The sequence below is a fragment of the Ruegeria sp. AD9 genome, assembly GCF_056542305.1.
Genome location: NZ_JBQFZP010000013.1, coordinates 88,953 through 113,080 on the forward strand (window position 1 = coordinate 88,953; position 24,128 = coordinate 113,080).

The 24,128-nt window shown below is 57.2% G+C and carries 26 protein-coding genes and 1 tRNA gene; 12 read left to right on the forward strand and 15 right to left on the reverse strand.

Going from position 1 to position 24,128, the window contains the following annotated elements; genetic code table 11:
- Positions 1-69 precede the first annotated feature (69 nt).
- Positions 70-405: a DOPA 4,5-dioxygenase family protein gene (locus tag ACR0AM_RS16880; RefSeq protein ID WP_480494725.1), complete on the forward strand. Its 336-nt coding sequence runs from the start codon at positions 70-72 to the stop codon at positions 403-405.
- Here ACR0AM_RS16880 and ACR0AM_RS16885 read toward each other — a convergent pair.
- Complete coding sequence (locus tag ACR0AM_RS16885) at positions 402-2,030, reverse strand: acyl-CoA synthetase (protein ID WP_480623528.1); 1,629 nt, start codon at positions 2,028-2,030, stop codon at positions 402-404. The two genes, ACR0AM_RS16880 and ACR0AM_RS16885, sit on opposite strands and share 4 nt — an antisense overlap.
- 221 nt (positions 2,031-2,251) lie before the next feature.
- Here ACR0AM_RS16885 and ACR0AM_RS16890 point away from each other — a divergent pair, with 221 nt between their 5' ends.
- On the forward strand, positions 2,252-3,643 hold the full coding sequence (locus ACR0AM_RS16890) for an aminotransferase family protein (RefSeq protein ID WP_209506068.1): 1,392 nt from the start codon (positions 2,252-2,254) through the stop codon (positions 3,641-3,643).
- An 89-nt stretch (positions 3,644-3,732) separates the two neighbouring features.
- Here the strand turns inward: ACR0AM_RS16890 and ACR0AM_RS16895 are convergent, their stop codons facing one another.
- The 5 genes from ACR0AM_RS16895 to ACR0AM_RS16915 all read right to left on the reverse strand — a co-directional run bounded on the left by ACR0AM_RS16895 (position 3,733) and on the right by ACR0AM_RS16915 (position 7,377).
- Positions 3,733-4,542, reverse strand: a complete 810-nt coding sequence (locus ACR0AM_RS16895; protein WP_480623529.1) for a hypothetical protein — start codon at positions 4,540-4,542, stop codon at positions 3,733-3,735.
- A gap of 68 nt (positions 4,543-4,610) precedes the next feature.
- The gene (rplT, locus tag ACR0AM_RS16900; RefSeq protein WP_039523695.1) at positions 4,611-4,976 is read right to left on the reverse strand and encodes a 50S ribosomal protein L20; all 366 of its coding nucleotides are present in this window, start codon (positions 4,974-4,976) and stop codon (positions 4,611-4,613) included.
- Positions 4,977-4,991: 15 nt separating this feature from the next.
- The gene (rpmI, locus tag ACR0AM_RS16905) at positions 4,992-5,192 is read right to left on the reverse strand and encodes a 50S ribosomal protein L35 (RefSeq protein ID WP_010443552.1); all 201 of its coding nucleotides are present in this window, start codon (positions 5,190-5,192) and stop codon (positions 4,992-4,994) included.
- Positions 5,193-5,375: 183 nt separating this feature from the next.
- Positions 5,376-6,926 (reverse strand): alanine/glycine:cation symporter family protein, encoded by a 1,551-nt coding sequence (locus tag ACR0AM_RS16910; protein ID WP_480559601.1) that lies wholly within the window; start codon positions 6,924-6,926, stop codon positions 5,376-5,378.
- Positions 6,927-6,939: 13 nt separating this feature from the next.
- A complete protein-coding gene (locus ACR0AM_RS16915; protein ID WP_480473950.1) occupies positions 6,940-7,377 on the reverse strand; it encodes a universal stress protein in 438 nt (145 codons plus the stop codon).
- 208 nt (positions 7,378-7,585) lie between these two features.
- Here ACR0AM_RS16915 and ACR0AM_RS16920 point away from each other — a divergent pair, with 208 nt between their 5' ends.
- Complete coding sequence (locus ACR0AM_RS16920; protein WP_480476823.1) at positions 7,586-8,020, forward strand: Lrp/AsnC ligand binding domain-containing protein; 435 nt, start codon at positions 7,586-7,588, stop codon at positions 8,018-8,020.
- Positions 8,021-8,052: 32 nt separating this feature from the next.
- Here the strand turns inward: ACR0AM_RS16920 and pyk are convergent, their stop codons facing one another.
- The gene (gene pyk, locus ACR0AM_RS16925) at positions 8,053-9,498 is read right to left on the reverse strand and encodes a pyruvate kinase (protein ID WP_480623530.1); all 1,446 of its coding nucleotides are present in this window, start codon (positions 9,496-9,498) and stop codon (positions 8,053-8,055) included.
- Between the two features lie 143 nt (positions 9,499-9,641).
- On the opposite strand from pyk, the gene ACR0AM_RS16930 reads away from it, so the two are divergent.
- The 3 genes from ACR0AM_RS16930 (at position 9,642) to ACR0AM_RS16940 (ending at position 11,108) form a co-directional block, all read left to right on the forward strand.
- On the forward strand, positions 9,642-10,379 hold the full coding sequence (locus ACR0AM_RS16930) for an N-formylglutamate amidohydrolase (RefSeq protein WP_480623531.1): 738 nt from the start codon (positions 9,642-9,644) through the stop codon (positions 10,377-10,379).
- A gap of 86 nt (positions 10,380-10,465) precedes the next feature.
- On the forward strand, positions 10,466-10,705 hold the full coding sequence (locus tag ACR0AM_RS16935) for a DUF6868 family protein (protein ID WP_267365128.1): 240 nt from the start codon (positions 10,466-10,468) through the stop codon (positions 10,703-10,705).
- An 88-nt stretch (positions 10,706-10,793) separates the two neighbouring features.
- Complete coding sequence (locus tag ACR0AM_RS16940; RefSeq protein ID WP_480623532.1) at positions 10,794-11,108, forward strand: DUF1244 domain-containing protein; 315 nt, start codon at positions 10,794-10,796, stop codon at positions 11,106-11,108.
- A gap of 43 nt (positions 11,109-11,151) precedes the next feature.
- Here the strand turns inward: ACR0AM_RS16940 and ACR0AM_RS16945 are convergent, their stop codons facing one another.
- From ACR0AM_RS16945 to dgcN, 3 genes are all read right to left on the reverse strand, one after another.
- Positions 11,152-12,012, reverse strand: coding sequence for a D-amino-acid transaminase (locus ACR0AM_RS16945; RefSeq protein WP_480473955.1), 861 nt, complete (start codon positions 12,010-12,012; stop codon positions 11,152-11,154).
- A gap of 10 nt (positions 12,013-12,022) precedes the next feature.
- Positions 12,023-12,988 (reverse strand): N-acetyl-D-Glu racemase DgcA, encoded by a 966-nt coding sequence (gene dgcA, locus ACR0AM_RS16950; protein ID WP_480623533.1) that lies wholly within the window; start codon positions 12,986-12,988, stop codon positions 12,023-12,025.
- A 74-nt stretch (positions 12,989-13,062) separates the two neighbouring features.
- Complete coding sequence (dgcN, locus tag ACR0AM_RS16955; RefSeq protein WP_480473957.1) at positions 13,063-14,064, reverse strand: N-acetyltransferase DgcN; 1,002 nt, start codon at positions 14,062-14,064, stop codon at positions 13,063-13,065.
- 295 nt (positions 14,065-14,359) lie between these two features.
- Here dgcN and ACR0AM_RS16960 point away from each other — a divergent pair, with 295 nt between their 5' ends.
- Positions 14,360-15,322, forward strand: coding sequence for an L-malyl-CoA/beta-methylmalyl-CoA lyase (locus tag ACR0AM_RS16960; protein WP_480623534.1), 963 nt, complete (start codon positions 14,360-14,362; stop codon positions 15,320-15,322).
- Between the two features lie 54 nt (positions 15,323-15,376).
- Here ACR0AM_RS16960 and ACR0AM_RS16965 read toward each other — a convergent pair whose 3' ends face one another.
- Positions 15,377-15,955: a PA14 domain-containing protein gene (locus ACR0AM_RS16965; RefSeq protein WP_480554768.1), complete on the reverse strand. Its 579-nt coding sequence runs from the start codon at positions 15,953-15,955 to the stop codon at positions 15,377-15,379.
- 119 nt (positions 15,956-16,074) lie between these two features.
- A complete protein-coding gene (locus ACR0AM_RS16970; protein WP_480623535.1) occupies positions 16,075-16,527 on the reverse strand; it encodes an Lrp/AsnC family transcriptional regulator in 453 nt (150 codons plus the stop codon).
- Between the two features lie 73 nt (positions 16,528-16,600).
- Here ACR0AM_RS16970 and ACR0AM_RS16975 point away from each other — a divergent pair, with 73 nt between their 5' ends.
- Complete coding sequence (locus ACR0AM_RS16975) at positions 16,601-17,197, forward strand: LysE family translocator (RefSeq protein WP_480623536.1); 597 nt, start codon at positions 16,601-16,603, stop codon at positions 17,195-17,197.
- 185 nt (positions 17,198-17,382) lie between these two features.
- Positions 17,383-18,345: an acetyl-CoA carboxylase carboxyltransferase subunit alpha gene (locus ACR0AM_RS16980; protein WP_480605856.1), complete on the forward strand. Its 963-nt coding sequence runs from the start codon at positions 17,383-17,385 to the stop codon at positions 18,343-18,345.
- A 3-nt stretch (positions 18,346-18,348) separates the two neighbouring features.
- Here ACR0AM_RS16980 and ACR0AM_RS16985 read toward each other — a convergent pair whose 3' ends face one another.
- From ACR0AM_RS16985 to ACR0AM_RS16995, 3 genes are all read right to left on the reverse strand, one after another.
- Positions 18,349-19,479 (reverse strand): lytic murein transglycosylase, encoded by a 1,131-nt coding sequence (locus ACR0AM_RS16985; RefSeq protein ID WP_480623537.1) that lies wholly within the window; start codon positions 19,477-19,479, stop codon positions 18,349-18,351.
- 113 nt (positions 19,480-19,592) lie between these two features.
- Complete coding sequence (locus ACR0AM_RS16990; RefSeq protein ID WP_480473964.1) at positions 19,593-20,240, reverse strand: GntR family transcriptional regulator; 648 nt, start codon at positions 20,238-20,240, stop codon at positions 19,593-19,595.
- A gap of 30 nt (positions 20,241-20,270) precedes the next feature.
- Positions 20,271-20,966 (reverse strand): M48 family metallopeptidase, encoded by a 696-nt coding sequence (locus ACR0AM_RS16995; protein WP_480554776.1) that lies wholly within the window; start codon positions 20,964-20,966, stop codon positions 20,271-20,273.
- Positions 20,967-21,066: 100 nt separating this feature from the next.
- Between ACR0AM_RS16995 and ACR0AM_RS17000 the strand changes: the two genes are divergently transcribed.
- The 3 genes from ACR0AM_RS17000 (at position 21,067) to ACR0AM_RS17010 (ending at position 23,422) form a co-directional block, all read left to right on the forward strand.
- Positions 21,067-21,393: a TIGR02300 family protein gene (locus ACR0AM_RS17000; protein WP_480473966.1), complete on the forward strand. Its 327-nt coding sequence runs from the start codon at positions 21,067-21,069 to the stop codon at positions 21,391-21,393.
- A 144-nt stretch (positions 21,394-21,537) separates the two neighbouring features.
- A tRNA-Ala gene (locus ACR0AM_RS17005) sits at positions 21,538-21,613 on the forward strand.
- Between the two features lie 282 nt (positions 21,614-21,895).
- The gene (locus tag ACR0AM_RS17010; protein WP_480623538.1) at positions 21,896-23,422 is read left to right on the forward strand and encodes a site-specific integrase; all 1,527 of its coding nucleotides are present in this window, start codon (positions 21,896-21,898) and stop codon (positions 23,420-23,422) included.
- Positions 23,423-24,128: the final 706 nt, after the last annotated feature.

Below are 24,128 nucleotides of genomic sequence, written 5' to 3' on the forward strand. Positions count from 1 at the left end.
GTGCATGCGCAGCTAGGTTTTTTTCCTTTTAGGCCTTAGCTTTGAGCCAACAAAGCAGACGAGGTTCCTATGCCCGAGATCACCGGCTATCACGCCCATGTCTATTTCGACGCCGACACGCAGGACACCGCGCGACAGGTCTGTGAAGAGGCGGCCCGCCTGTTCCCTGTTCAAATGGGCCGGATGCACGCCCGAAACGTCGGCCCCCATTCGCGCTGGAGCTGCCAGCTGGGCTTTGCTGCAAGCGCATTCGACCAAGTCATCCCATGGCTGATGCTGAACCGGCAGGGCCTGACGGTCTTCACGCACCCGGAAACCGGTGAACATCTGGAGGATCACCGCGACCGCGCGCTCTGGATGGGTGAGATGCTGGCGTTGGACCTGTCGATCTTCGACAACCTTTAACCCAGCGCCCGTGCCTGATCCCGCAGAACGAATTTCTGCACCTTGCCGGTTGATGTCTTGGGCAGGGTGCCGAACACAACCGTTTTGGGTGCCTTGAAATGGGCCATCCGGTCGCGACAGAAGGCGATAAGCTCTGCCTCGGTTGCGGCTGCGCCGGGTTTCAACTCGACAAAGGCGCAGGGCGTTTCGCCCCATTTCTCATCGGGACGGGCCACCACTGCAGCCTCCATCACCGCCGGATGCTTGTAGAGGATACCTTCGACCTCGACAGATGAGATATTCTCGCCGCCCGAGATGATGATGTCCTTTGAACGGTCCTTGAGCGCGATATAGCCATCGGGGTGCATGACGCCCAGATCACCGGACGCGAACCAGCCACCGTGAAAGGCCTTGTCGGTAGCGTCGGGATTCTTGAGGTATCCTTTCATCACCACGTTGCCCTGCATGAATATCTCACCCATGGTTTCGCCATCAGCCGGAACCGGTTCCAGCGTTTCCGGGTCGGCCACCATCAGTCCGGACAACGCTGTATAGCGCACCCCTTGCCGCACCTTGAGGGCCGCGCGGTCTTCAGGCCCTTTGCTGTTCCATTCGTCTTTCCATGCGCAGACAACCGAAGGCCCATAGGTTTCGGTCAGGCCATAGACATGCGTGACCTCGACACCCATCGCCTCCATCGCTTCGATCACGGCCGCAGGCGGCGGGGCACCTGCCGTCATCACCTTGATCTGGTGGTCAAAGTCCTTCAACTCATCCGGAGCGTGGGCCAGCATATTCAGAACGATCGGCGCACCGCAGAAGTGGGTCACTTTCTCGTCCCGGAAAGCAGCATAGATCGGTTCGGCCCGCACCGCGCGCAAGCAAACGGAAACACCTGCATTGGCTGCCATGGCCCACGGGAAGCACCAGCCGTTGCAGTGGAACATCGGCAGAGTCCACAAATAGACCGAATGCTTGGGCATATCCCAGTCCAGCAAATCGGACTGCGCATTCAGGGTCGCGCCGCGATGGTGGTAAACCACGCCCTTGGGGTTGCCCGTGGTGCCCGAGGTATAATTCAGTGTGATCGCGTCCCATTCGTCCGCTGGCAGTGACCAGTCAAACGCGGGGTCACCTTCGGCCAGCAGGTCTTCATAGGTCAGGCGGCCCAGCTTTTCACCGCCGTCGAAGGTGGGGTCTTCGATATCGATGACCAGAATGTCATGATCGACCTGTTGCAGCGCATCTTTCACCACATCCGAAAACTCGGGGTCGACCAGCAGCGCCTTGGCTTCGGCATGGTTCAGGATGAATGCGACAATCGGCGCATCCAGCCGCGTGTTGATTGCGTTCAGAACAGCGCCCGTCATGGGCACGCCAAAATGCGCCTCGTACATTTCCGGGATGTTGGCCGCGATTATCGAAACGGTATCGCCCCGTCCAATCCCACGCGCTGTCAACGCACTCGCCAGACGCCGGCAACGGGCATAGGTTTCAGTCCAGGAATACCGGCGGTCCCCATAAACCACGGACGGGTAATCCGGGTAGACCTGCGCCGTCCGCTCCAGGAATGTAAGGGGCGACAGGGGTGTGTAATTCGCCCGGCATTTGTCCAAATGACGCTCGTAGATATGTGTCGCTGCCATCCGCTGTCCTCCCGAAACGCAGTTTGGGCGAATTGAGCACAAAGTTCGCGTTCTGACAAACCCGTAGAAATACGGCGGCAAAACCTACTGGCGATACGGGATGATACGATCTGGCCCTATCTACATCCGGGCTTTCGCGGTGATCTGAAGCATCTTAAACACATGCCGGGATGTGGCATTTCCATATCCCGTGCACCGCACCCTCACTGAAAGGACATGTCATGGACGGCACGTTCAACGAAAACGATCTTTCCCGCGTGGTCGAGGCCGACCGCGCCCATATCTGGCACCATCTGATTCAGCATAAACCCTTTGAAACCAATGACCCACGCATCATTGTCGAGGGCAAGGGCATGCGTGTCTGGGACCAGAAAGGCAAAGAGCATCTGGATGCGGTTTCCGGCGGCGTCTGGACCGTCAACGTCGGCTATGGACGCGAATCGATCTGCAAGGCGGTTTACGACCAGCTGATGAAGCTGTGCTATTTCGCCAATTCGGCCGGTTCCATCCCGGGTGCGCTGTTTGCCGAGCAACTGATCGACAAGATGCCGGGCATGAGCCGCGTCTATTACACCAACTCAGGTTCCGAGGCGAACGAGAAGGCGTTCAAGATGGTGCGCCAGATCGCGCACAAAAAATACGGCGGCAAAAAAACCAAGATCCTGTACCGCGATCGGGACTATCACGGCTCGACGCTGGCGACCATGTCGGCAGGCGGTCAGGACGAGCGCACAGCGCAATACGGTCCCTTTGCACCTGATTTCGTGCGCGTGCCGCATTGCATGGAATATCGCAAGCACGAGCTGGACGGCGCACCCGAAGAGAATTTCGGCGAATGGGCCGCAGATCAGATTGAAGCCGTCATTCTGCGCGAAGGCCCCGATACAGTAGGTGCCCTGTGCCTTGAGCCTGTGACAGCAGGCGGCGGTGTGATCGAAGCGCCCGAGGGTTACTGGCAGCGCGTGCAGGAGATCTGCAAGAAATACGACGTGCTGCTGCATATCGACGAGGTTGTCTGTGGCGTGGGCCGCACCGGCACGTGGTTCGGGTACCAGCAATACGGTATCAAGCCCGATTTCGTGACCATGGCCAAGGGCGTTGCATCGGGCTATGCCGCGATTGCCTGCATGGTCACCACCGAGGAAGTCTTTGACTTGTTCAAAGACGATGCCGCGGACCCAATGAACTATTTCCGCGATATCTCGACCTTTGGTGGGTGCACCGCTGGTCCGGCAGCGGCCATCGAGAACATGCGCATCATTCAGGATGAAAACCTGTTGCAGAACTGCACGGACATGGGCGCGCGCATGACGAACAACCTTCTGGCGCTGATGGACAAGCACAAGGTCATCGGCGATGTGCGCGGCAAGGGCCTGTTCCTGGGGGCCGAACTGGTTGTGGATCGCGGCACCAAAGAGCCGGTGGACGAGAAACTGGCGCAGGCCGTTACTGCCGACTGTATGGCACAGGGCGTGATCATCGGCGTGACCAACCGCTCGATCCCCGGTCGCAACAACACGCTGTGCTTCTCGCCTGCGCTGATTGCTACGGCCGATGACATCGACCAGATCACCGACGCGGTTGACGGCGCGCTGGGGCGTGTTTTTGGATGATCCAAGCCGACTAACCGCTGATCTTAGAATCTCCAATTCTCTGAACCGGCGCGCTCTGCGCCGGTTCATTCAAGCGCAGAAGTCCAGTCTCAGTTCACCCTCTTGATTTCGACTTCGTCAAATTCAAACCTGCCGGTTCCGAATGCTGCGAGGCCAATTCCCGCGCGACCGTCCGCGCCCGAGGACGTTCGTTTTGAAAACAGCGTTTGAATGACCTTTGTTCCGTTGACATAGAAGACAACATGCGCGCCTCGCACCTTAAAGGACAACTTGTTCGGAGACTCGAGCAAAATCGCGTCATGAGTGCCCGCATGCACGACGCGCAACTGACGTCCGTCTTTTTGCAGAACGTGGAAGCGCCCCTTGCCGTCCACGGCAAATACCACATATTTTCCCGCTTTCCCGCTGCCAACCAGAATGCCAACCCCGCTTTTTCCGGAAAACTCTCCGCCCACAACGGCAGATATCACCATGTCTTGCGTACTCTCCAACGAGTCCGATCCTGGAAAATTTACCCATGCCACATCGTTGAACTGAAGACTGCGGGTATCCTGCCTATTTTCCATCACAAGCTTGCCATCGGCCACATAAAACGCCCACGGCGACTTGACCGACTGAAAGTCAATCTGCCCGCCCAGCATGAGCGTCTGGTCTTCTCCGTCAAAGGTTTCAACCAACACGTCCGGAGTATCGGGCTCTGTGATAGCGTCCTGCGACCGCGCTTCATCAGAGTAACCGACTAACGTGGCAGTCAGAACAATAAGAGCTTGTATTAATTTTAGGCAAAAAGGCATTCTGGTAATTCCATTCAATCTAAAAGAGAAGTTGATTATATAATTACAGCAATTACGTGCATTATCCAGAATGGAATACCATACTTGGTTGATGCGGAAATCCACGGGTTTCTGCCAAAGAAAAAGACCGCCCCAAGGGGACGGCCTTTCTTTCACTGTCTCTTTTCAGAGGTTCAGGCAGCCAGAGCAGCCTGAGCTTTGGCGACGATCGCGCCGAACGCTTCCGGTTCGTGCACGGCCAGGTCGGCCAGAACTTTGCGGTCCACTTCGATACCGGCCAGGTTGAGACCGTTGATGAAGCGGGAATATGTCAGAGCCTCGTCATGGCTGCGCACAGCAGCGTTGATCCGCTGGATCCACAGCGCGCGGAAGTTGCGCTTGCGGTTCTTGCGGTCACGGGTCGCGTACTGGTTGGCCTTGTCGACGGCCTGAGTTGCGACTTTGAAGTTGCTCTTGCGACGACCATAATAGCCTTTTGCGGCCTTGATGATCTTCTTGTGACGGGCGTGAGTTACGGTTCCACCTTTAACGCGGGACATCTCTTACATCTCCTCTTAGCGGTCGTAGGGCATGTAGCCCTTGACGATCTTTGCGTCGGGGGCGGACAGGGTGGTGTTGCCACGGGCATCGCGGATGAATTTCTTGGTCCGCTTGATCATGCCGTGCCGTTTGCCGGCCTGGCCAGCAAGGACCTTACCGGTCGCAGTCACCTTGAAGCGCTTCTTGGCGCTTGATTTGGTCTTCATCTTAGGCATTTCCGTCTCCTTTTCCGGGTTCGGTTTCAGACGCGACTCGGCATGCCATCTCGGCCGGTCACGCGATCAGAAGCGCCGTTTACGCAAGTTCGGTCATACTGGCAAGGGGGTTTGGACCAGAATCTATGCTTTTTGCAGGCTGGTCAGGCCCCGGGGCGACACAAGCCGCCCCGGTGATTGGACTTAGTGTTCAAATTTGCGGATTTCACCGCTCTTCAGCCTTGCGGAGTAGGACGCCAGTTCCTGCCGCACCACTTTCATCAGGAAGTAGAGGGCAAAGACGTTCACAACCGCCATCGCAAAGATCGCCGCATCCGAGAAGTCGATAACCGGACCGAGGTTGGCTGCAGCACCGATCACCACGAAGACGCAGAAGATGATCTTGAAGATCAGCTCTTTTGTGTGACCTTCTCCGAACAGGTAGGTCCAGGCCTTCAGGCCATAGTAGGACCAGCTGATCATTGTCGAGAAGGCAAACAGGATCACCGCGATCGCAAGGATGTACGGGAACCAGCTGAACGCGCTGGCAAAGGCGGCAGAGGTCAGGCTGACGCCGGAATTGCCATCCACTGTTGCGATGGCGGAACCCGCCTCGTTCAGCATGTAGTTGCCGGTTTGAGGGTCGATGATCAGCTGTTGCGTGATGATGATCACCAGTGCCGTCATGGTACAGATCACGACGGTATCGATGAACGGTTCAAGCAGCGATACAAAACCCTCGGTGATCGGTTCCTTGGTCCGAACCGCCGAGTGCGCAATCGCCGCCGAGCCAACGCCCGCCTCGTTCGAGAATGCCGCGCGCTTGAAGCCCTGGATCAGCGCGCCGACCATGCCCCCTGCTACGCCCAGCCCCGTGAAGGCACCGGCAAAGATCTGACCAAAGGCCCAGCCGATCATGTCCGCATTCATCGCGATGATGACCAGTGCGGTGGCGACATACAGCACACCCATGAACGGCACGACCTTTTCAGTCACCCGAGCGATGGATTTCAGACCGCCAACAATGACCATGAACACGACCGCGGCAAAAACAATACCGGTAATCCAGCCCGGATAGTCGCCAACGATACCGGCGATCTGCTGATGCGCCTGGTTAGCCTGGAACATGTTCCCGCCGCCCAACGCGCCCAGAATACAGAAGATCGAGAACAGCACCGCCAGGATCTTACCACCGGGCAGACCCAGCTCGTCGAAGCCCTTGGACATGTAATACATCGGGCCACCTGAAACGGTGCCGTCTTCGTATTCATTGCGGTATTTCACGCCCAGCGTACATTCGGTGAACTTCGATGCCATGCCCAGAAGACCCGCAAGGATCATCCAGAAGGTTGCGCCTGGCCCACCGATGCCAATGGCAACGGCCACGCCCGCGATGTTCCCCAGGCCCACAGTGCCGGACAGCGCCGTGGCCAATGCCTGAAAGTGGCTGACCTCGCCCGCGTCGTTGGGATCGGAATAGTCACCTTTGACAAGGCTGATCGCGTGACCAAAAAACCGCAACTGCACAAGCGCGAAATACAGCGTGAAAACCGATGCAGCGATGACCAGCCACATAACGATCCACGGAAAGCTGGTTCCGGGCAGCGGTGCAAATATGAAGCTGACAAACGGCCCGGTCAGGTTTGCAAAGGCCTGATTGATTTTTTCGTCCAGTCCCGGCGCCTCTTGCGCAAGGGCAGGGCTGGCGGCAATGGTGGCGGCCGTTACGGCGCCAAGTGTTTTTAGCGTTCTCATTTTAGCCCTCCCCTCAGTTCACGACCGTAACCGGAACGTCGGCATGCATCACCAGATATTGCGTCGAACTGCCGAACAGGCGTTTCTTGATCCCGTCCGCAGATGCCCGGCCCACGACGATTTGCGAGCCTCCGTTTTCGACAGTGATGGCGTTCAGCGTTTCCGCCACATCGCCATGGCGCACAATGCCCTGCGCCTCGAAACCCGCTGCCCTGAGGGCCTCTACGGCTGGTGTCACGACACGCGACAACGCCAGATCAACCTCTTCTTCGCGGCGCTTGTGGCGCTGGGCGTTTTCTTCAGGTGTCTGGAATGTGTAAGGTGACCATTCGATCACATAAGCGACCAGCAAATCGCACGTTCCGATCAGCTTTGCCAAATCCTTGGCAAAGGCAATCGCACGCTCGCCGGTTTCAGTCCCGTCGAGTCCTATGACAATCTTTGTTGTCATTTCGTTCCTCCGTTTTTGTTGTTAAGGCCGGGGCCCACGCCCCCGGCAGGGCGGCCGGAACTTGGAACTTTTCAACAAGACCGCCCTTTGGTAAGTATTAGGAAATTTCACTAGGAATTGGAGATTTTTTTGGGCCATTTTCAGTGTAATTTATCGAATTGCGCCAAAAATACAGGGAATTTTACTGATTAGCAGAGATTTAGACAATATCGATCAACGCATCCTGTACGAGCTGGAGGCCAATGGCCGGCTCTCGATAGTTGAGTTGGCGGCGCGCGTAAACCTTACCAATACGCCCTGTTCCGAGCGTGTAAAACGACTTGAGAAGAATGGTTATATCAAAGGGTACAGAGCCGTCGTCGACAAGGAAAGGATGGGGCTGGCGCTGCTGACCGTGGTGCAGGTATCCCTGGTCGCAACTGCGGAACAATCCCTTGTGAAATTCAATGAGGCTGTTCGGAATGTGTCGGAAATCGAAAGCTGCCTGATGGTGGCGGGATCGTTTGATTATCTGTTGACTGTTCGAACGCGCGACATTGCACATTTCCGGCTGGTTCTGGGCGAGAAGATCAACAAGCTGCCGGGGATACATCAGACCAGCTCTTTTACAGTTATGGAGATTGTAAAAGAGCCGGTTGGCTGACACGACACTCGGGCCCGAGTGTCGGCCTTCGGTTATTCCGGATCCGTGCTGTAGATCAGCCGTTCATCACACGGGGCCACGCGCAGAATGTTAGTCGTGCCCGGTACGTTGAAGGGGACACCGGCCGTAACCACGATCTGGTCGGTTTCGGTTGCAAACCCCCCTGCCCGCGCCGCGCGGGCCGCGTTGACCACGGCGCTTTTGAACCGCTGAAGTTCGGGCGTCATGACGCAGTTGCACCCCCAGCTCAGGCAAAGCCTGCGCGCGGTCCCCATCAACGATGTCATCGCGATGATCGGAACACCGGGACGTTCGCGGGCTGTCAATGAGGCGGTCGTTCCGCTTTGCGTAAAGCAGCAGATGGCTTTGATATCGGTCTTTTCAGCAATCTCGCGGGCAGCCGCGACGATGGCATCGGCCACAGTGCTTCCTTTTGCCGTGCGGGACGCGGCGATGATCTGGGAATAGGTCGGGTCGGCCTCGACCTCGATGGCGACCTCATTCATGGTCTGCACGGCCTCAACCGGATAAGCACCTGCCGCCGATTCCGCGCTGAGCATAATGGCGTCCGTGCCCTCATAGATCGCGGTGGCCACATCCGACACTTCGGCACGCGTGGGCATCGGGCTTTCGATCATGCTTTCCAGCATCTGGGTGGCGACAATGACCGGCTTGGCGGCACTACGGCACTTGCGGACCAGCCTTTTTTGAATGGGCGGCACCGCGGATACCGGCAGTTCCACGCCCAGATCGCCCCGCGCCACCATGATCCCGTCCGAGGCATCGAGGATGTCGTCGAACGCCTCGACCGCGGCGGGCTTTTCGATCTTCGACAGGATCGCGGCGCGTCCATCAGCCAGCGCGCGGGCCTCAAACACATCTTTCGCACGCTGAACAAAGCTCAACGCCAGCCAATCAACACCCAGTTGGCACACAAACTCCAGATCATCACGGTCCTTCGCCGACAAGGCCGCCAGCGGCAGCACCACATCCGGGACGTTCACGCCCTTGCGATTCGAAATCGTACCGCCCACTTCGACCGTGCAATTGGCAAAGTCTTGGCCGCAATCCTGAACGATCAGACGGATCTTGCCGTCATTGACCAGAAGGCGCGCGCCCGGTTCAAGGGCTGCAAAAATCTCGGGATGCGGCAGGCACACGCGGGTGATGTCACCGGGGGCTGAATCAAGGTCCAGACGGAACGCCGCGCCCTCTTCCAGCTCCTCCGTATCATTTGCAAAAACACCAACCCGCAGCTTGGGGCCCTGAAGATCGGCCAGAATGGCAATTGGGCTGTCCAGATCCTTTTCAACCCGCCGAATGATCCTGTGGCGTTCACGTATCTCATCATGGCTGCCGTGGCTCATGTTCAGACGGAACACATCCGCCCCGGCCTCGTGCAGGGCACGAATGGTGTCATAGTCACTGGACGCCGGTCCCAGCGTCGCCACGATTTTTACATTCCTCAGGCGTCGCATTGGTCTTGACCTCCTCATGCCGGTTCAGATCACGCAGATCAGCTTTTGCAATATGTTACCGCAAACACTGCTGTGGCGCTTATTGCGCAATTCCCTTTTTAAAGCAACTGCCCTACACCTGCGACAAACTAGATGACAGGCTTATGACTTACACCCCGTTTTTCGTTCACGGCGCGGATCGCCCGTCCCGATGGCTGATCACATGCGACCACGCAACCAACACCGTCCCCCCCGAGGTCAATGACGGAGACCTTGGCCTGCCACGCGAGGATATGGAGCGCCATATCGCCTATGATGTCGGAGCGTATGAGGTATCAAAACATCTGGGCGAGATTCTGAACGCGCCGGTGATTGCCGCCAATTTCTCGCGCCTCGTAATCGACCCGAACCGAGGGGAAGATGACCCCACATTGCTGATGAAGTTGTATGACGGGTCGATCATTCCCGGCAACCGCCATGCCGATGCCGCCGAGCGCGAACGCCGCCTAGACATGTGTTATCGCCCCTACCACACAGCGTTGGCTGAGATGGCGGCACTGCCACATGCGGTAATTGTGTCGATGCATTCCTTCACGCGCCAGTTGCGCGGACGTGATCCGCGTCCGTGGCACATTGGTGTACTGCACACCCCGGACGAGCGGTTTTCGCGCCCTTTGATCAACCGGCTGCAACAGGAAAATGACCTGTGCGTTGGTGTCAATGAACCCTATACCGGCGTTTTGCCAGGTGACGCGATTGACAAGCACTGCACCGCTTTTAGCCGCCCCAATGCATTGATTGAGCTGCGCAATGATCTGATCGCCGACCATGCCGGTCAACGGCATTGGGCCGAGCGGCTGGCGGTAATCCTGCAAGATGCGCTGGACGCCAGCGACCTTTGACCGCAAGGTTTGCTGGGGCATTCCGCCCCTCACGCCATTGTGAGCAATGCCCCTGATCCCCATATAATGCGGGAAAGGGGATCGTCATGACACATGAGTTTCTGACAACGTTTTTTGGTTGGATGGCCGCGCTTAATATCGCGGTATTGCTGTTCACCACCGTCATGATTCTGCTTTTGCAGGACTGGATCGCTGGCATTCACGGCAGAATGTTTCAGATGGATCGCGCCGACGTGAAACGCGCCTATTTCAGATACCTTGCCAACTACAAGATCCTGACACTGATCTTTTGCATCGTGCCCTGGCTGGCCTTGAAACTGATGTAGGTAGCACTGACCACAAGCACCGTTGTTGTAACGACACGGCAGGATTGTTACGTCAGAAGAAACACACACTGCCTTCCGGAGCCACAAGATGGACAAGCAAACCGAAATTGAACTTCAGGCTGCCGCATTTCGTCGGCTGCAAAAGCACCTGATGGAAGACCGCACCGACGTGCAGAACATCGACATGATGAATCTGGCCGGGTTCTGCCGCAACTGCCTGTCGCGCTGGTATCAGGAAGCGGCCAATGAAAAGGGGATCGAGATGGGCAAGGGCGAGGCCCGTGAACTTTTCTACGGCATGACCATGGATGAATGGAAAGCCAATTATCAAACCGAGGCCAGCACTGAAAAACAGGCCGCCTTCAAGGTCGCGTTTGAAGAGAATGTAACAAAAAAGGGCTAGGCCCAATACGAAAAAGGCCCGCCAGATTGGCGGGCCTTTTTCTTTAGATCGCCGCCTTGCGGCTTTCGTCCAGATAAATCTCGCGCAGGCGTTTTGCAATCGGTCCCGGCGTACCGTCACCCAGCGCAACTCCGTCGATTTCAACCACAGGCATCACAAAGGCGCTGGCCGAGGTGGTGAATGCTTCATCAGCCTCTTTGGCTTCGTCGATGGTGAACAGACGTTCTTCGATTTCCATCTGCGCCTCAGCCGCCATGCGCAACACGGCCTTTCGGGTGATGCCGTGCAGAATGTCGTTGGATAGCGGGCGAGTGACAATCTTGCCGTTTTTGACGAAATAGGCGTTGTTGCTGGTGCCCTCGGTCACAAAGCCGTCCTCGACCAGCCATGCGTCGTCGCAACCTGCCTTCTTGGCCATCATCTTGCCCATCGACGGGTAGAGCAATTGCACCGTTTTGATGTCGCGCCGGCCCCAGCGGATGTCTTCGATCGAGATGATCTTGGCGCCTTTCCTGGCCGCCGGGCTGTCAGCCAGCCCGGGCTTGTTCTGCGTGAACAAAACGAGGCTGGGCTTGGTATCTGCCGACGGAAACACGAAATCCCGGTCGCCATCGCTGCCGCGCGAGACCTGCAAATAGACCAGACCTTCCTCGATGCCGTTCAGCTCAATCAGCTTGCGGTGGATCTCCAGCAGTTCGTCCTTGGTGCAGGGCTCGGCCATCTCCAGCTCGTCCAGCGAGCGCTTCAGACGGACTGAGTGACCTTCGAAGTCGATCAGCTTGCCGTCCAGCACACTGGTGACTTCGTAAACCGCGTCCGCAAACAGGAAGCCACGGTCAAATATGGAAACCTTGGCCTCGGTCTCCGGCAGGTATTCGCCATTTACGTAAACGGTACGGGTCATATTCGTCTCCTCAACCCCAAAGTGCGGCCGCAGGCGGGTGCACTCCGGCGTCGTCAAAATCCAGCGGGGTGTCGCGGTCTTCGGCCAACAGAAGCGGGCCGTCAAGGTCCGTTACCATCGCACCCTGTGCCAGCAATGTCGCAGGTGCCATGGCAAGCGAGCTGCCGACCATGCATCCCACCATTATGTCATAGCCTTCGGCAATCGCTGCCTTGCGCAACTCCAGCGCCTCGGTCAGGCCCCCGGTCTTGTCGAGCTTGATGTTGATGACATCATATTTACCCTTCAACTTGGGCAGGCTGGAACGGTCATGGCAGGATTCGTCAGCGCAGACTGGCACCGGGCGCTTCATCCCGATCAATGCATCGTCATCTCCTGCGGGCAAAGGCTGTTCCACCAATGCCACGCCCAGCCGCACCAGATGCGGGGCGAGGTCGGCGTAAACCTCGGCAGACCAGCCTTCGTTTGCATCCACAATGATCTTGGAATTCGGAGCACCGGCGCGCACCGCCTCAAGCCGGGGCATATCATCGGGCGTGCCCAGCTTGATCTTCAGAAGCGGGCGGTGCGCGTTCCCGGCGGCCTGCGCCTGCATTGCCTCGGGCGTGTCCAGCGACAATGTATAGGCGGTGATCTCGGGGCCGGGCTTTGGCAGACCTGCCAGGTCCCAGGCGCGCTTGCCAACACGTTTGCACTCCAGGTCCCACAAGGCACAATCCACGGCGTTCCGCGCGGCGCCTGCGGGCAGCAGATCCGTCAGCGACTGGCGGGTGACATCTGCGGGAAGACCGGCAATCTCAGCCTCAACAGACTCGAGCGTTTCGTCATAACGCGCGTAAGGAACGCATTCGCCCCAGCCGTGATGGCTTCCGTCCGAAACCCGAACCGTCAGCACCTTTGCTTCGGTCCGCGACCCGCGCGAGATGGTGAAGACCTGCGCCAGCCGGAACACATCGCGAGAAACCTCAATCTGCACGCACCCGCTCCTTCATCTTTTCCCAAATACTCACGCCGGAGGCGGAACAGTCCGCCACCGGCGCGTTGTTCAGATCATATTGCGGCCAGCGCGTCCACCAGCTTGCCCGAACCAAAACGGAACGGGTCGGTCGCAGGCAAGCCCATATCCTCTTCGATCTTGGCCAGATAGGCGGTCGCGTCTGCCTCGGACATGTGCTGGGTGTTGACCGAAACGCCAACAACCTGACAATCCGGGTTTGCCACCTTGGCCAGCGCCAGCGCGGTGTCGCGCAGGGCTTCCAATGTTGGCAGTTGATAGGTTGGCAAGCCGCGCATATGCGCACGGGTCGGTTCATGGCTCAGGATCAGGGCGTCCGGCTGGCCGCCATGGATCAGTGCCATGGTCACGCCGGAATAGGATACGTGGAACAATGACCCCTGCCCTTCGATCAGGTCCCAGTGATCATCGTCATTGTCCGGTGTCAGCCATTCGACCGAACCCGCCATGAAGTCAGCAATGACTGCATCCAGCGGCACACCGTCACCGGTGATCAGGATGCCGGTTTGGCCGGTCGCGCGGAAGGTCGATTTCATCCCGCGCTCACGCATCTCGGCGTCCATCGCCAGCGCGGTGTACATCTTGCCAACCGAACAGTCTGTTCCGACGGCCAGACACCGCTTGCCCTTGCGCTTGATCCCGTTTGCAATCGGATAATTGATTTCAGGCACCCGCACGTCGTGCAGTTTCCGTCCTGTTGCTTCGGCAACCGCTACCAGGTCCGGCTCATCCCGCAGCAGGTTATGCAACCCCGAGGCCAGGTCGAACCCTTCCTCAAGCGCCATGACCAGAACCTTTTTCCAGTCCTGGCTGATCACACCGCCGCGGTTTGCCACACCGATCACCAGTGTCTTGGCACCGGCTTCCTTCGCTTCGGTCAGGGTCATGTCAGCCAAGCCCAGATCGGCCTTGCAGCCGTCCATTCGATACTGGCCCACGGCGTTTTCCGGACGCCAGTCCTTGATCCCAACAGCCACTTTGGCCGCCAATTGGTCGGGCGCATCGCCCAGGAACAGCAGGTACGGTGTCTCGATCATTGCGGTCACTCCTTTGATTCCGGGGCAGGCTAGAGAAGCGGTAAAACGAGCGCTTCGCGTTTTGGCCCGTCAACCACGGCCTATGCGCGAGTTTCTTGCGCAGTGTTCTCGATGTGCGCAAAAATCTTCGAAGTTTTTAAAGTGATTAAACTTTAATCACCCCACTCGGGCAGTTTTGAAGCTGCTTTCTGCAACCGCATTGCCGCAGGTGCACAATCGCTCTTGCGCCGCACCGCGCAATTTAATACCTCATTGAGCAGGAAAATCGTAATTTCATTACTCAGACGAGGTCCAGATGAGCTTTCGCATCCAACCTGCCGCACCGGCGCGTCCCAATCGCTGTCAGCTGTTTGGCCCGGGGTCGAACACCAAACTGTTCCCGAAGATGGCAGCATCCGCTGCGGATGTGATCAACCTCGATCTTGAAGACTCGGTTGCGCCTTCGGACAAGGATACGGCCCGCGCCAATGTCATCGAAGCACTGAACACCGTGGACTGGGGTAAAAAATACATGTCCGTTCGCATCAACGGATTGGATACCCCGTACTGGTATCGCGACGTTGTAGATGTACTGGAACAGGCGGGCGACCGTCTGGATCAGATCATGATCCCCAAAGTCGGCTGCGCGGCAGATGTCTATGCGGTGGACGCACTGGTTACCGCCATCGAACGCGCCAAAGGTCGCCCCAAACCAATCAGCTTTGAGGTTATCATCGAATCTTCCGCCGGCATCGCCCATGTCGAAGAAATCGCAGCCTCCTCGCCTCGTTTGCAGGCTATGAGCCTTGGCGCGGCTGATTTTGCCGCTTCGATGGGGATGCAAACCACCGGCATCGGCGGCACGCAGGAAAACTATTACATGCTGCACGAGGGTGCGAAACACTGGTCCGATCCATGGCACTGGGCACAGGCCGCCATCGTTGCCGCATGCCGCACCCATGGCGTGCTGCCAGTCGACGGGCCCTTCGGTGATTTCAGCGATGACGAGGGGTACATTGCGCAGGCCAAACGCTCGGCCACGCTGGGCATGGTGGGCAAATGGGCCATCCATCCCAAGCAGATCGCGCTGGCCAATCAGGTGTTCACCCCCTCGGAAGAAGCCGTGTCAGAGGCCCGCGAAATCCTCACCGCGATGGAGCAAGCCAAAGCCAATGGCGAAGGTGCGACGGTTTACAAAGGACGTCTGGTCGACATCGCTTCGATCAAGCAGGCCGAGGTGATCGTGGCACAGGCCGAGTTGATCGCGGCCAACGGCTGATGCACAATAAAAAAGGCGCCCGACCCGGCGCCTTTTTCCAACTTTGTTCTGGTATCACCGCCCAAAAACAGCATTCGGCGTCCAGGTGAACCTTTCGCCCTTTTTACCCGACTTCATCATCAGGCAGGATGTTCCAAGCTTTTGGAAATAGATGATCTTGAGCGGGTACCACCCTGCCTTGGGCACTTCGACTTCGGTCCGCTGGTTGGCCTCACAACCCTGAATACCCGAGACATAGCCGATATTTTGGCCTCCGACGAATGCTTCTATCCCGTCATTCGACCAGGTTTCCAACTCGTAAACCCCAGGCGAGTCGAACCGCATATATCCCGTAATCTCGGCAGCAACATTGTAAGCGCCGTCGAATGTCATGACATTGTCACCCTGACTGGTGTCCCTGTAATCCAGTCCCTGCAGCGGTTGCCCAGGCTGCGCTTTGGACAGCATGCTTTTTGCCTGACTCAGATCGCGGATCTTCTTGTGTTGATTGCCTGTGCCAATGTACTTCACATTCAGCCCCGCTTTCGGAGAAGGCTGCGGGTTGGCAGGTTGCAGTTTCAGCGGGGCAGACAAGGCGGCCCCGGCAACCACTGACAAGGCAACTGCGGCCGCCACTGTTCGAACGCGTTTCATCGTAATCTCCCTGTTTGCGTGCCGTTCTGGCTGGGCGTATCCCAAGGCAACGTCATTTCCATGACTTTAGGCTGTGAGTTTTCGCCCTGCAAGAGAGTGTGCCTTCACAATTCAAGGCGTCACGCCCGCAAATTCTTGGGTGAATCCATAACCACATAGGATGTGATCGATGTGACATGCGGCAAGGTCCCCAACACCTCGGTATGGAAGGTCTTGTAAGACGGCAGGTCTGCACATTCGACCCGCAGCAGGTATTCGATTGTTCCCGTGATGTTGTGGCATTCGACAACTTCCGGCGCTAGTTGGAGCGCGCGTTCAAACCCCTCCTGCGCGGCCTTTGTATGCTCGCCCAGCCCTACACCGATGTAAGCGACAAAGCCGATACCCATCGCCGCCGGGTCCAGAACTGCGCGATAGCCTGTGATCACCCCGACCCTTTCAAGCTCTTGCACGCGGCGCAGGCAGGCCGAAGGGGAAAGGCCCACACGCTCAGCCAGATACAGATTGCTGATCCATCCGTCACGGGTCAGCTCCTGCAATATCTGGCGGTTTATTCTGTCATTTTTCATCATTGATTGCACAACTACAGGAAACACGCACAAAAAAGCAATTTCATTTGCCGCAGAGCGGACAATACTTCGCGCCATGACTTATGACATCCTGATGGCCCTGATCGCCTTTGCCTTCGTAACCTCGATCACACCGGGGCCGAACAACCTGATGCTGATGGCTTCGGGGGCAAATTTCGGCTTTCGACGTTCGATTCCGCATATGCTGGGCATTGGGCTTGGCTTTACCTTCATGGTGCTGCTCGTCGGATCTGGTCTGGTGCAGGTCTTTGATCGGTATCCCGTCAGCTATTCGGTGCTGAAAATCCTATCGGTGATTTATCTGCTCTATCTGGCCTGGAAGATCGCGCATGCCGCGCCGGCAAACAGCGCCGAGGCGACCGGCGTGCCGATGACATTCCTGCAAGCCGCTGCGTTTCAATGGGTTAACCCAAAAGCCTGGGCCATGGCCCTGACCGCCACCACGGCCTATACACCGGATCGGACGATGTATGCGATTGCCATCGTGGCGCTTGTCTTCGGGGCCGTCAACTTACCGTCCGTCAGCACATGGACCGTTCTGGGACAGCAGATGGCGCGGATGCTGACAAACCCGCGCCGATTGGTTGTCTTCAACTGGACAATGGCTGTGCTGCTTGTGGTTTCGCTCTACCCAGTGCTTTGGCCGGAGTGAGTTTCCCCATTAGTCGATTTCAGCGATTGTTCTGCTGGGCATGTCGGGAATGTGCTGGCAAGCAAACGAATCTCTTAATCTGATCAACGGCTTTTGACATGAACGATGCCGCTTCAGTGTCATCTAGTTGCATCTGAGGCCAGCCAGCGGCATATAGCTAGGAAATTTCACGCAGATGAGGCGTCATGACCCAGTATCTGGATTTCGAAAAACCGCTGGCCGAGATTGAAGGCAAAGCTGAAGAGCTGCGCGCGCTGGCCCGTGCCAACGAAGAAATGGATGTGGCCGAAGAAGCCGCCGCACTGGATGCCAAAGCCTCCAAGCTGCTGGATGAACTCTATCGCGACCTGACACCCTGGCGGAAGTGCCAGGTGGCGCGTCACCCGGAGCGCCCGCATTGCAAGGATTACGTGGACGCATTGTTCACCGAGTTCACCCCGCTGGCCGGTGACCGGAACTTTGCCGACGATCTGGCCGTTATCGGTGGTCTTGCACGCTTTGACGATAAGCCGGTGATGGTGATCGGTCACGAAAAGGGCAGCGATACCAAGTCGCGGATCGAACGCAATTTCGGGATGGCCCGACCTGAAGGGTATCGCAAGGCAGTTCGTCTGATGGAGATGGCCGGGCGTTTTGGACTGCCTGTCATTACCTTGATCGACACTGCTGGCGCCTATCCGGGCAAAGGAGCAGAGGAACGCGGCCAATCCGAGGCGATTGCCCGGTCGACCGAAATGTGTCTGAAAATCGGCGTGCCGCTGGTTTCGGTCATCATCGGCGAAGGCGGCTCGGGCGGCGCTGTGGCGTTTGCTACCGCAAACCGCGTGGCGATGCTGGAGCATTCGGTCTATTCGGTGATCTCGCCGGAAGGCTGCGCATCGATCCTGTGGAAAGATGCCGAAAAGATGCGTGAAGCGGCCGAGGCGCTGCGTTTGACCGCTCAGGATTTGCACAAGCTGGGCGTATGTGACCGGATCATCCCGGAACCCAAGGGTGGCGCACATCGCGATCGACCGGCAACGGTTGAGTCGGTGCGCGCGGCCATCACCGCCATGTTGACTGAACTGGACGGCAAGGATGGGGCGGCCCTGATAAAGGACCGCCGTCAGAAATTCCTTGATATCGGGTCGAAGGGGCTGGCGGCGTAACCGTCAGCCACCCAACCTGCGCAGCAAAGCAACCGAAGGCTCACCTGTCACGGGCAGACCGTTGGCGCTTTGATAAGCGCTGATGGCTGTGGTGGTGTTGTTTCCGATCACGCCATCTGCGCCTTGCGTGTCATACCCCGCAGAGGTCAGGCGGCGCTGCAATTCCTTGCGGTCGTCCAGCGTAAGCCCACTTGCATCCGGCCCGAACGAGGCCTGAAACGGCGCCCCGCCCGCGATCCTGTCCGCCAGATGACCGACGCCGATCGCGTAGCTGTCCGAGTTGTTATAGCGTTTGATTACCTGGAAATTGCGGAACACGGCGATGCGGGGGCCCGGTATTTGCGGCTGCAACACGGCCACCGGAGTACCGGAAACACGCCCCGCCTCGCCCCCCCAGGGCTGCCCCCGCACCCAACCTGCACGCGACAGGTAAGCAGCGGTGGAAGCCAGCGAATCCGTCGGATCATCCGACCAGATGTCGCGCCGCCCGTCGCCGGTGAAATCCACGGCATAGGCTAGATACGAGGTCGGAATGAACTGCGTGTGCCCCATCGCACCGGCCCAACTGCCGGTCATGTTGGCAGGCGTGGTATCGCCGTTCTGAAGGATCTTCATCGCCGCGATCAACTGACTTTCAAAGAACTGCCCACGCCGGCCATCATAAGCAAGCGTCGACAGCGCCGATACAACGGGCACATCGCCGCGACGCGTGCCGTAGCGGCTCTCCAGCCCCCAGACGGCCACGACGATTTCCTTATCCACGCCATATTGCGCCTCGATCCGCGACAGGGTGCCGTTATGTTGCCGCAGCATCTGCTGGCCAGTGCTGATCCGTTCGTCCGAGGCCGCGATGGCTAGGTAGTCTTCGAGGCTGCGCTTGAATTCGACCTGATTTCGGTCGCGTTCAATTACGTCGGGCAAATACCCGGCCCCCTGAAAGGCGCGGTCAACGGTTGTCCGGGAGATCCCCTGCGACGCTGCCCTGCCCTTGAAACCGGCAACCCAGGCATCCCACCCGGCATTAGGAACAGCCCGCATCCGGGTTGCAGGCGTGCCGGACGGAGCGGCACCGCCTGTACAGGCGGCCAAAAGCGTTGATCCGAGGCAAATGGAAAAAGTCCGGCGAGTGATCATGGTTTGGGTCTGCTCTTGTTTGTGATTTGCCGCAAGAGTAACCCAGCCGGGTTGCACAGGCCAGAACAGTGACACCTTGGACGGGCGCTTTGACGATGTCGGCAGGAAGCCGCTCAGCTGACCAGCAAACGCAGCCCCTGCGTCACATCCGAGCGCACTGCCAGCCGCAATCCCGGCTCGTCCCCGGCCTTGAGCGCCGCAATGATCAGCTTGTGATAATGTGGCGGCTCTGCGCGCCTGAGACGTCCGTAAAGCGCCCGCATCGTTGGGCCAAGTTGCAGCCAGACGGTTTCAGCAATGGCCAGCATCGCAGGGGCCTGAGCGCGCAGATACAGGGTTCTGTGAAATTCCAGGTTTGAACGGATATAGCCAACCGCATCCCGTTTGGTCACCATCTCGGCAACTGTCATGTTGATGCTCTGCAACCTATCGATCAGGGCCATGTGTGCCCTGGGCAAGGCCCGGCTTGCCAGTTCGACCTCAAGCAAGGCGCGCAAGGCAGCCAGTTCCTCAATCCGGTCATTCGTCAGCTCCGGGGTCGAAACCCGGCCCGATGTGGACAGGAACAATGCCCCTTCTGCGGCCAGGCGGCGGACCGCCTCTCGCGCCGGAGTCATTGAAACACCAAATTCCTTGCCGATGCCCCGCAGGGTCAGGGCCTGCCCCGGTGCCATCTCACCATGCATGATCCGGGATCGCAGCGCCCGGTACACCCGGTCATGTGTTGCGGTCTGGGTTTCGGAAGGGCGCGCGGTCAACATATGCTCATGTGATCACAAAAAGGCGCCACGTCAACTCGGCTCTGTGTCAAATCTGTAGCGATGCAACTCGGCCCCGTTGTCGCGCAACCAACGGCGGGGCGGCTGATACGGGCCAAAGATCTTTTCAACCTGCGCCCAGAAGGCAGGCGAGTGGTTCATCTCGGCAAGATGTGCCACCTCATGCGCCGCGACATAGTGCAACACGTCAGGAGGTGCCAGAATAAGGCGCCACGAAAACATCAACCCGCCATGCGAGCTGCACGACCCCCAACGCGACCGCGTGTCACGCAGGCTGAGTGTCGTGTACGAACGCCCCAGCATAGCTGCATAATCATCACAGGCGCCGGTCAACCGGTCTCGCGCCAGTTCCTTCAGGAACCGGCCCAGTCTGCGGGCCTCGGCCCCTGTCGGCACGGCAACCTCATCTGCATTCAGCATAACCCGCCGCCCGGTGGCAGGGACGATTCGGCGTGCTTTCCCCTCGATCGGGATCACTTGCCCAAACTGCACTGAGGCCATATCGGGCCGACCCTGAAGATGCTGCCGGATCCACCCTTCCTTGGTGCGCGCAAAGCTCAAGGCCTCGGATTCCGGCACGCCATTCGGGTAAGTCAACGTGACGCGCCCATCCAGCTGGGAGATTCGCAGGCTGATACGCCGCGCCCGAGCCGATTTGCGCAATCTCAGTGGCACCGGCGGTGTCCCTGGCAATGCGTGCTCTCCCATATCGCGACCTCTCTTGCGCAAAGACTTTGACAGTGCCCTCTGCCTGTGGCAGGTGAGCTGAATCATTTAGACGACTCACCTGATATCAAGGGGATTTGACATGCCCAAGGAAGAATGGGGCGTAAAGCGTGTTTGCCCGACAACTGGTAAGCGGTTTTACGACCTGAACAAAGACCCCATCATCAGCCCCTACACTGGCGAGATTGTGGAGCTTGAAACAGTCAAAAGCCGCATGATCGCGGCGGATGCGGAAGACGCGGCTTCGGTCAAAGCACGTGAAAACACGGCGGATGACGATCTGGTTCTGGACGATGATGACAGCGTCGACGTGGATTTGGATGACGATCTGCTGGACGACGATGATGACGACAGTGATGACGTTTCACTGGACGACATCACCGACATGACGTCAGACGACGACAACTGATCAAGTAAAAGGCGATCCCCTGGGATCGCCTTTTACTTGAGAGGGACAGCCCGGACGGAAATTCGCGTCCAATTCCAATTTTGGACTTGCACTCGCAGCCGCTGTCTCCTAAACGTCCGTCCACCATACCGATGGTACAATGATGGGGCCTTAGCTCAGTTGGGAGAGCGCTTGCATGGCATGCAAGAGGTCAGGGGTTCGACTCCCCTAGGCTCCACCAAAACCTAACAATACAACTAGATAGCAAACATTAGAGCGGTGTGACACACAGGTGTGACACAAAATGAAGCTGTATGCGTATCTCTCACTGTCCAGACATGGCATCTACTACTTTCGTTGGCCCCTACCCGACATCAGAGCAAAACCCCACAAGAAACCAAGCACCGCACGTAGGACCCTTCGGGTGTCTTTGCGTACAAGATGCCCTAAAGAGGCTGGCACTCTGGCACGGCGTCTTGCAGTGTGCGGCGACACAATAACAAAGCACATAGAAGCATCGGGCATGAACCACAGCGAACTACGCACAAAGGTGCATGAGCACTTCACGGAAGTACTAAAGAAGGCAAAGGCACGTAGGGATGAACTCGGCCCCTATTCCGAGCTAGAGAAGGAACGCATCGCCGACACCATCCGCCATCATGAAGCGAGCAATGAAGACTACTGGGACCTGCTTGGCAGAGACTACGCCCGCTCAGAACTTGATAAGTTTTGTAACGGCGCGGGGGTTGAGCAGCCCAAGACGCGCGAAGACGCTTTTCTGATTTTAGGTGAAATTAGGAAAGCTCAGCTGGCACTGGCCAATGCTTTACTGGAACACGATAAGACTTTTGAGAAATACGATTTTGGCACGCAGCCCAGCGCGCCTGTGAACGCCCCAGAGAGCGGTCAGCCTAGTTCCGACACTGTCCCAGCTAAAGTTGCGAAGAAGCCCACAGACGCGCTTTCCAGTCCGCTCCTGTCGATCCTGTTTGCTGAGAGAAAAGCTGAGGCGAAACAGACAGGTCAATGGTCCGCCAAGCTGCTGAACGATTATCAGGCTTGGACAGACCTCTTCATAGAATTGCAAGGCGACCGTCCTGTTCTAGACTACAATAAACCGGACGCGCGCGACTTTAAGAACGTGCTGCTTGAGCTTCCTAGCAACAGGAATAAACTGCCGCAAACGATTGGCTTATCTCCGAGAGACGCCATTCAAGCTGCCAAAGACCACGGGTTGCCAAGGCTATCTATAAGTACGGTAAACAAAGCCTTGGGAAGACTGCAGGGCATATGGAAGTGGGCTGACAAACAGTTGGACGAAGAGGTTGCAGACATCTTTGGACCGATGAAGGTAGATGACAACAATAATGCCAGAAACCAACATGACCCGTTCAGCAAAGAGCAACTGCAAACCATCTTCAACAGCCCCTTGTACCTTGGGTGCAAATCGCGGCGGTTCCGCACGGTGCCGGGAGATACAGACCTGAGCGATACCAGTTGGTTTTGGCTTCCACTGCTCGGCTTATGGACTGGCGCACGACTGAACGAATTGTGCCAGTTGCGCGTTGACGATATCGACCAAGAAGAGGGCATGCCCTTCATCCGGGTCCAAGAGGGGGACGAAGACCAACGTGTCAAGTTCGGCAAGAGCAGGATCGTTCCTATACATCCCGAGTTAGTTCGCCTTGGTTTCTTACAGTTCGTTCAGGCGCAACGAGATACAGGCGCGACGCGGGTGTTCCCAGAACTAAAAGTCGGGGCCATGGGCTACCACTCAGATCAGGCCAGTAAAGACTTTAGTCGCTATATCAAAAGCATCGGCGCAAAGACGCGCAAGACCTCATTTCACTCTTTCCGTCACACCTTCAAAGATGCCTGTCGTTATGCGGGAGTGCACCCAGACATCAATGACATCCTACTAGGGCACACCCTACCTGGCATGGGAGGAAGATACGGTCATGGTGACGCAACTCTGCAAGCCTTATATGACGCGGTTTGTAAGATAGACTACAAGGGTCTTTCTTTTGATCAGATTAAACCGTTTCGGTGATTTGAAAGCGCCCGTGTACTAATTACTCAGACTGGCCCGAGTAAACCGGCGACTGCCCGGCCATAAGTGGCTTCAATTTAGGTTCACGCAACTAGATCAGGCTTGGTGCATCAGGAACAACTTCAATCGAATTTACCGCAGCCGTCCGGCAAGGGTCTCTTCTGTTTTGGCAATTCGATCCCGTAGAGATGCGCATCGTCGCCTGATCAGCTTTGAAGATATTATGAAAATCACTATCGGGACCACCAAGTTTTGAAACAAAATTATTGAGGCCCAACCCCAATCGATGTTCACTTCTGGGAAGAGCGTGCTATACGACAACACACCCAAAGCGATTATTAACAAAACCAATACAACCGCAAATATGGTCCTAGAAACAGAAAAAATACCTATTTCAATCATGTTGAGGTCGTTCTCAAGTGTAAGAATTTTGTCTGTTATCGAGGCTTCATTTAGTGCTTTCGCACTCAGTTTGAGCCTTCTAGTTCTACGAACAAGGTTGGAAATTTCACCTGAACCAATAACTTGTAATATAGCCAGACCGAGCAACAACCCGATACCCACCTCTTGCACGCTTGAAAAATCTGCAAGACACAAGCCCAAAGAACTATAGTCTGTCCGTCATCGAATGATTTGGAACACGAGCGTTTGATTGGCTTAGGAGGATCAGGCTCGCCGTAGTTTCAATCTACGCCGCGTTCTGATG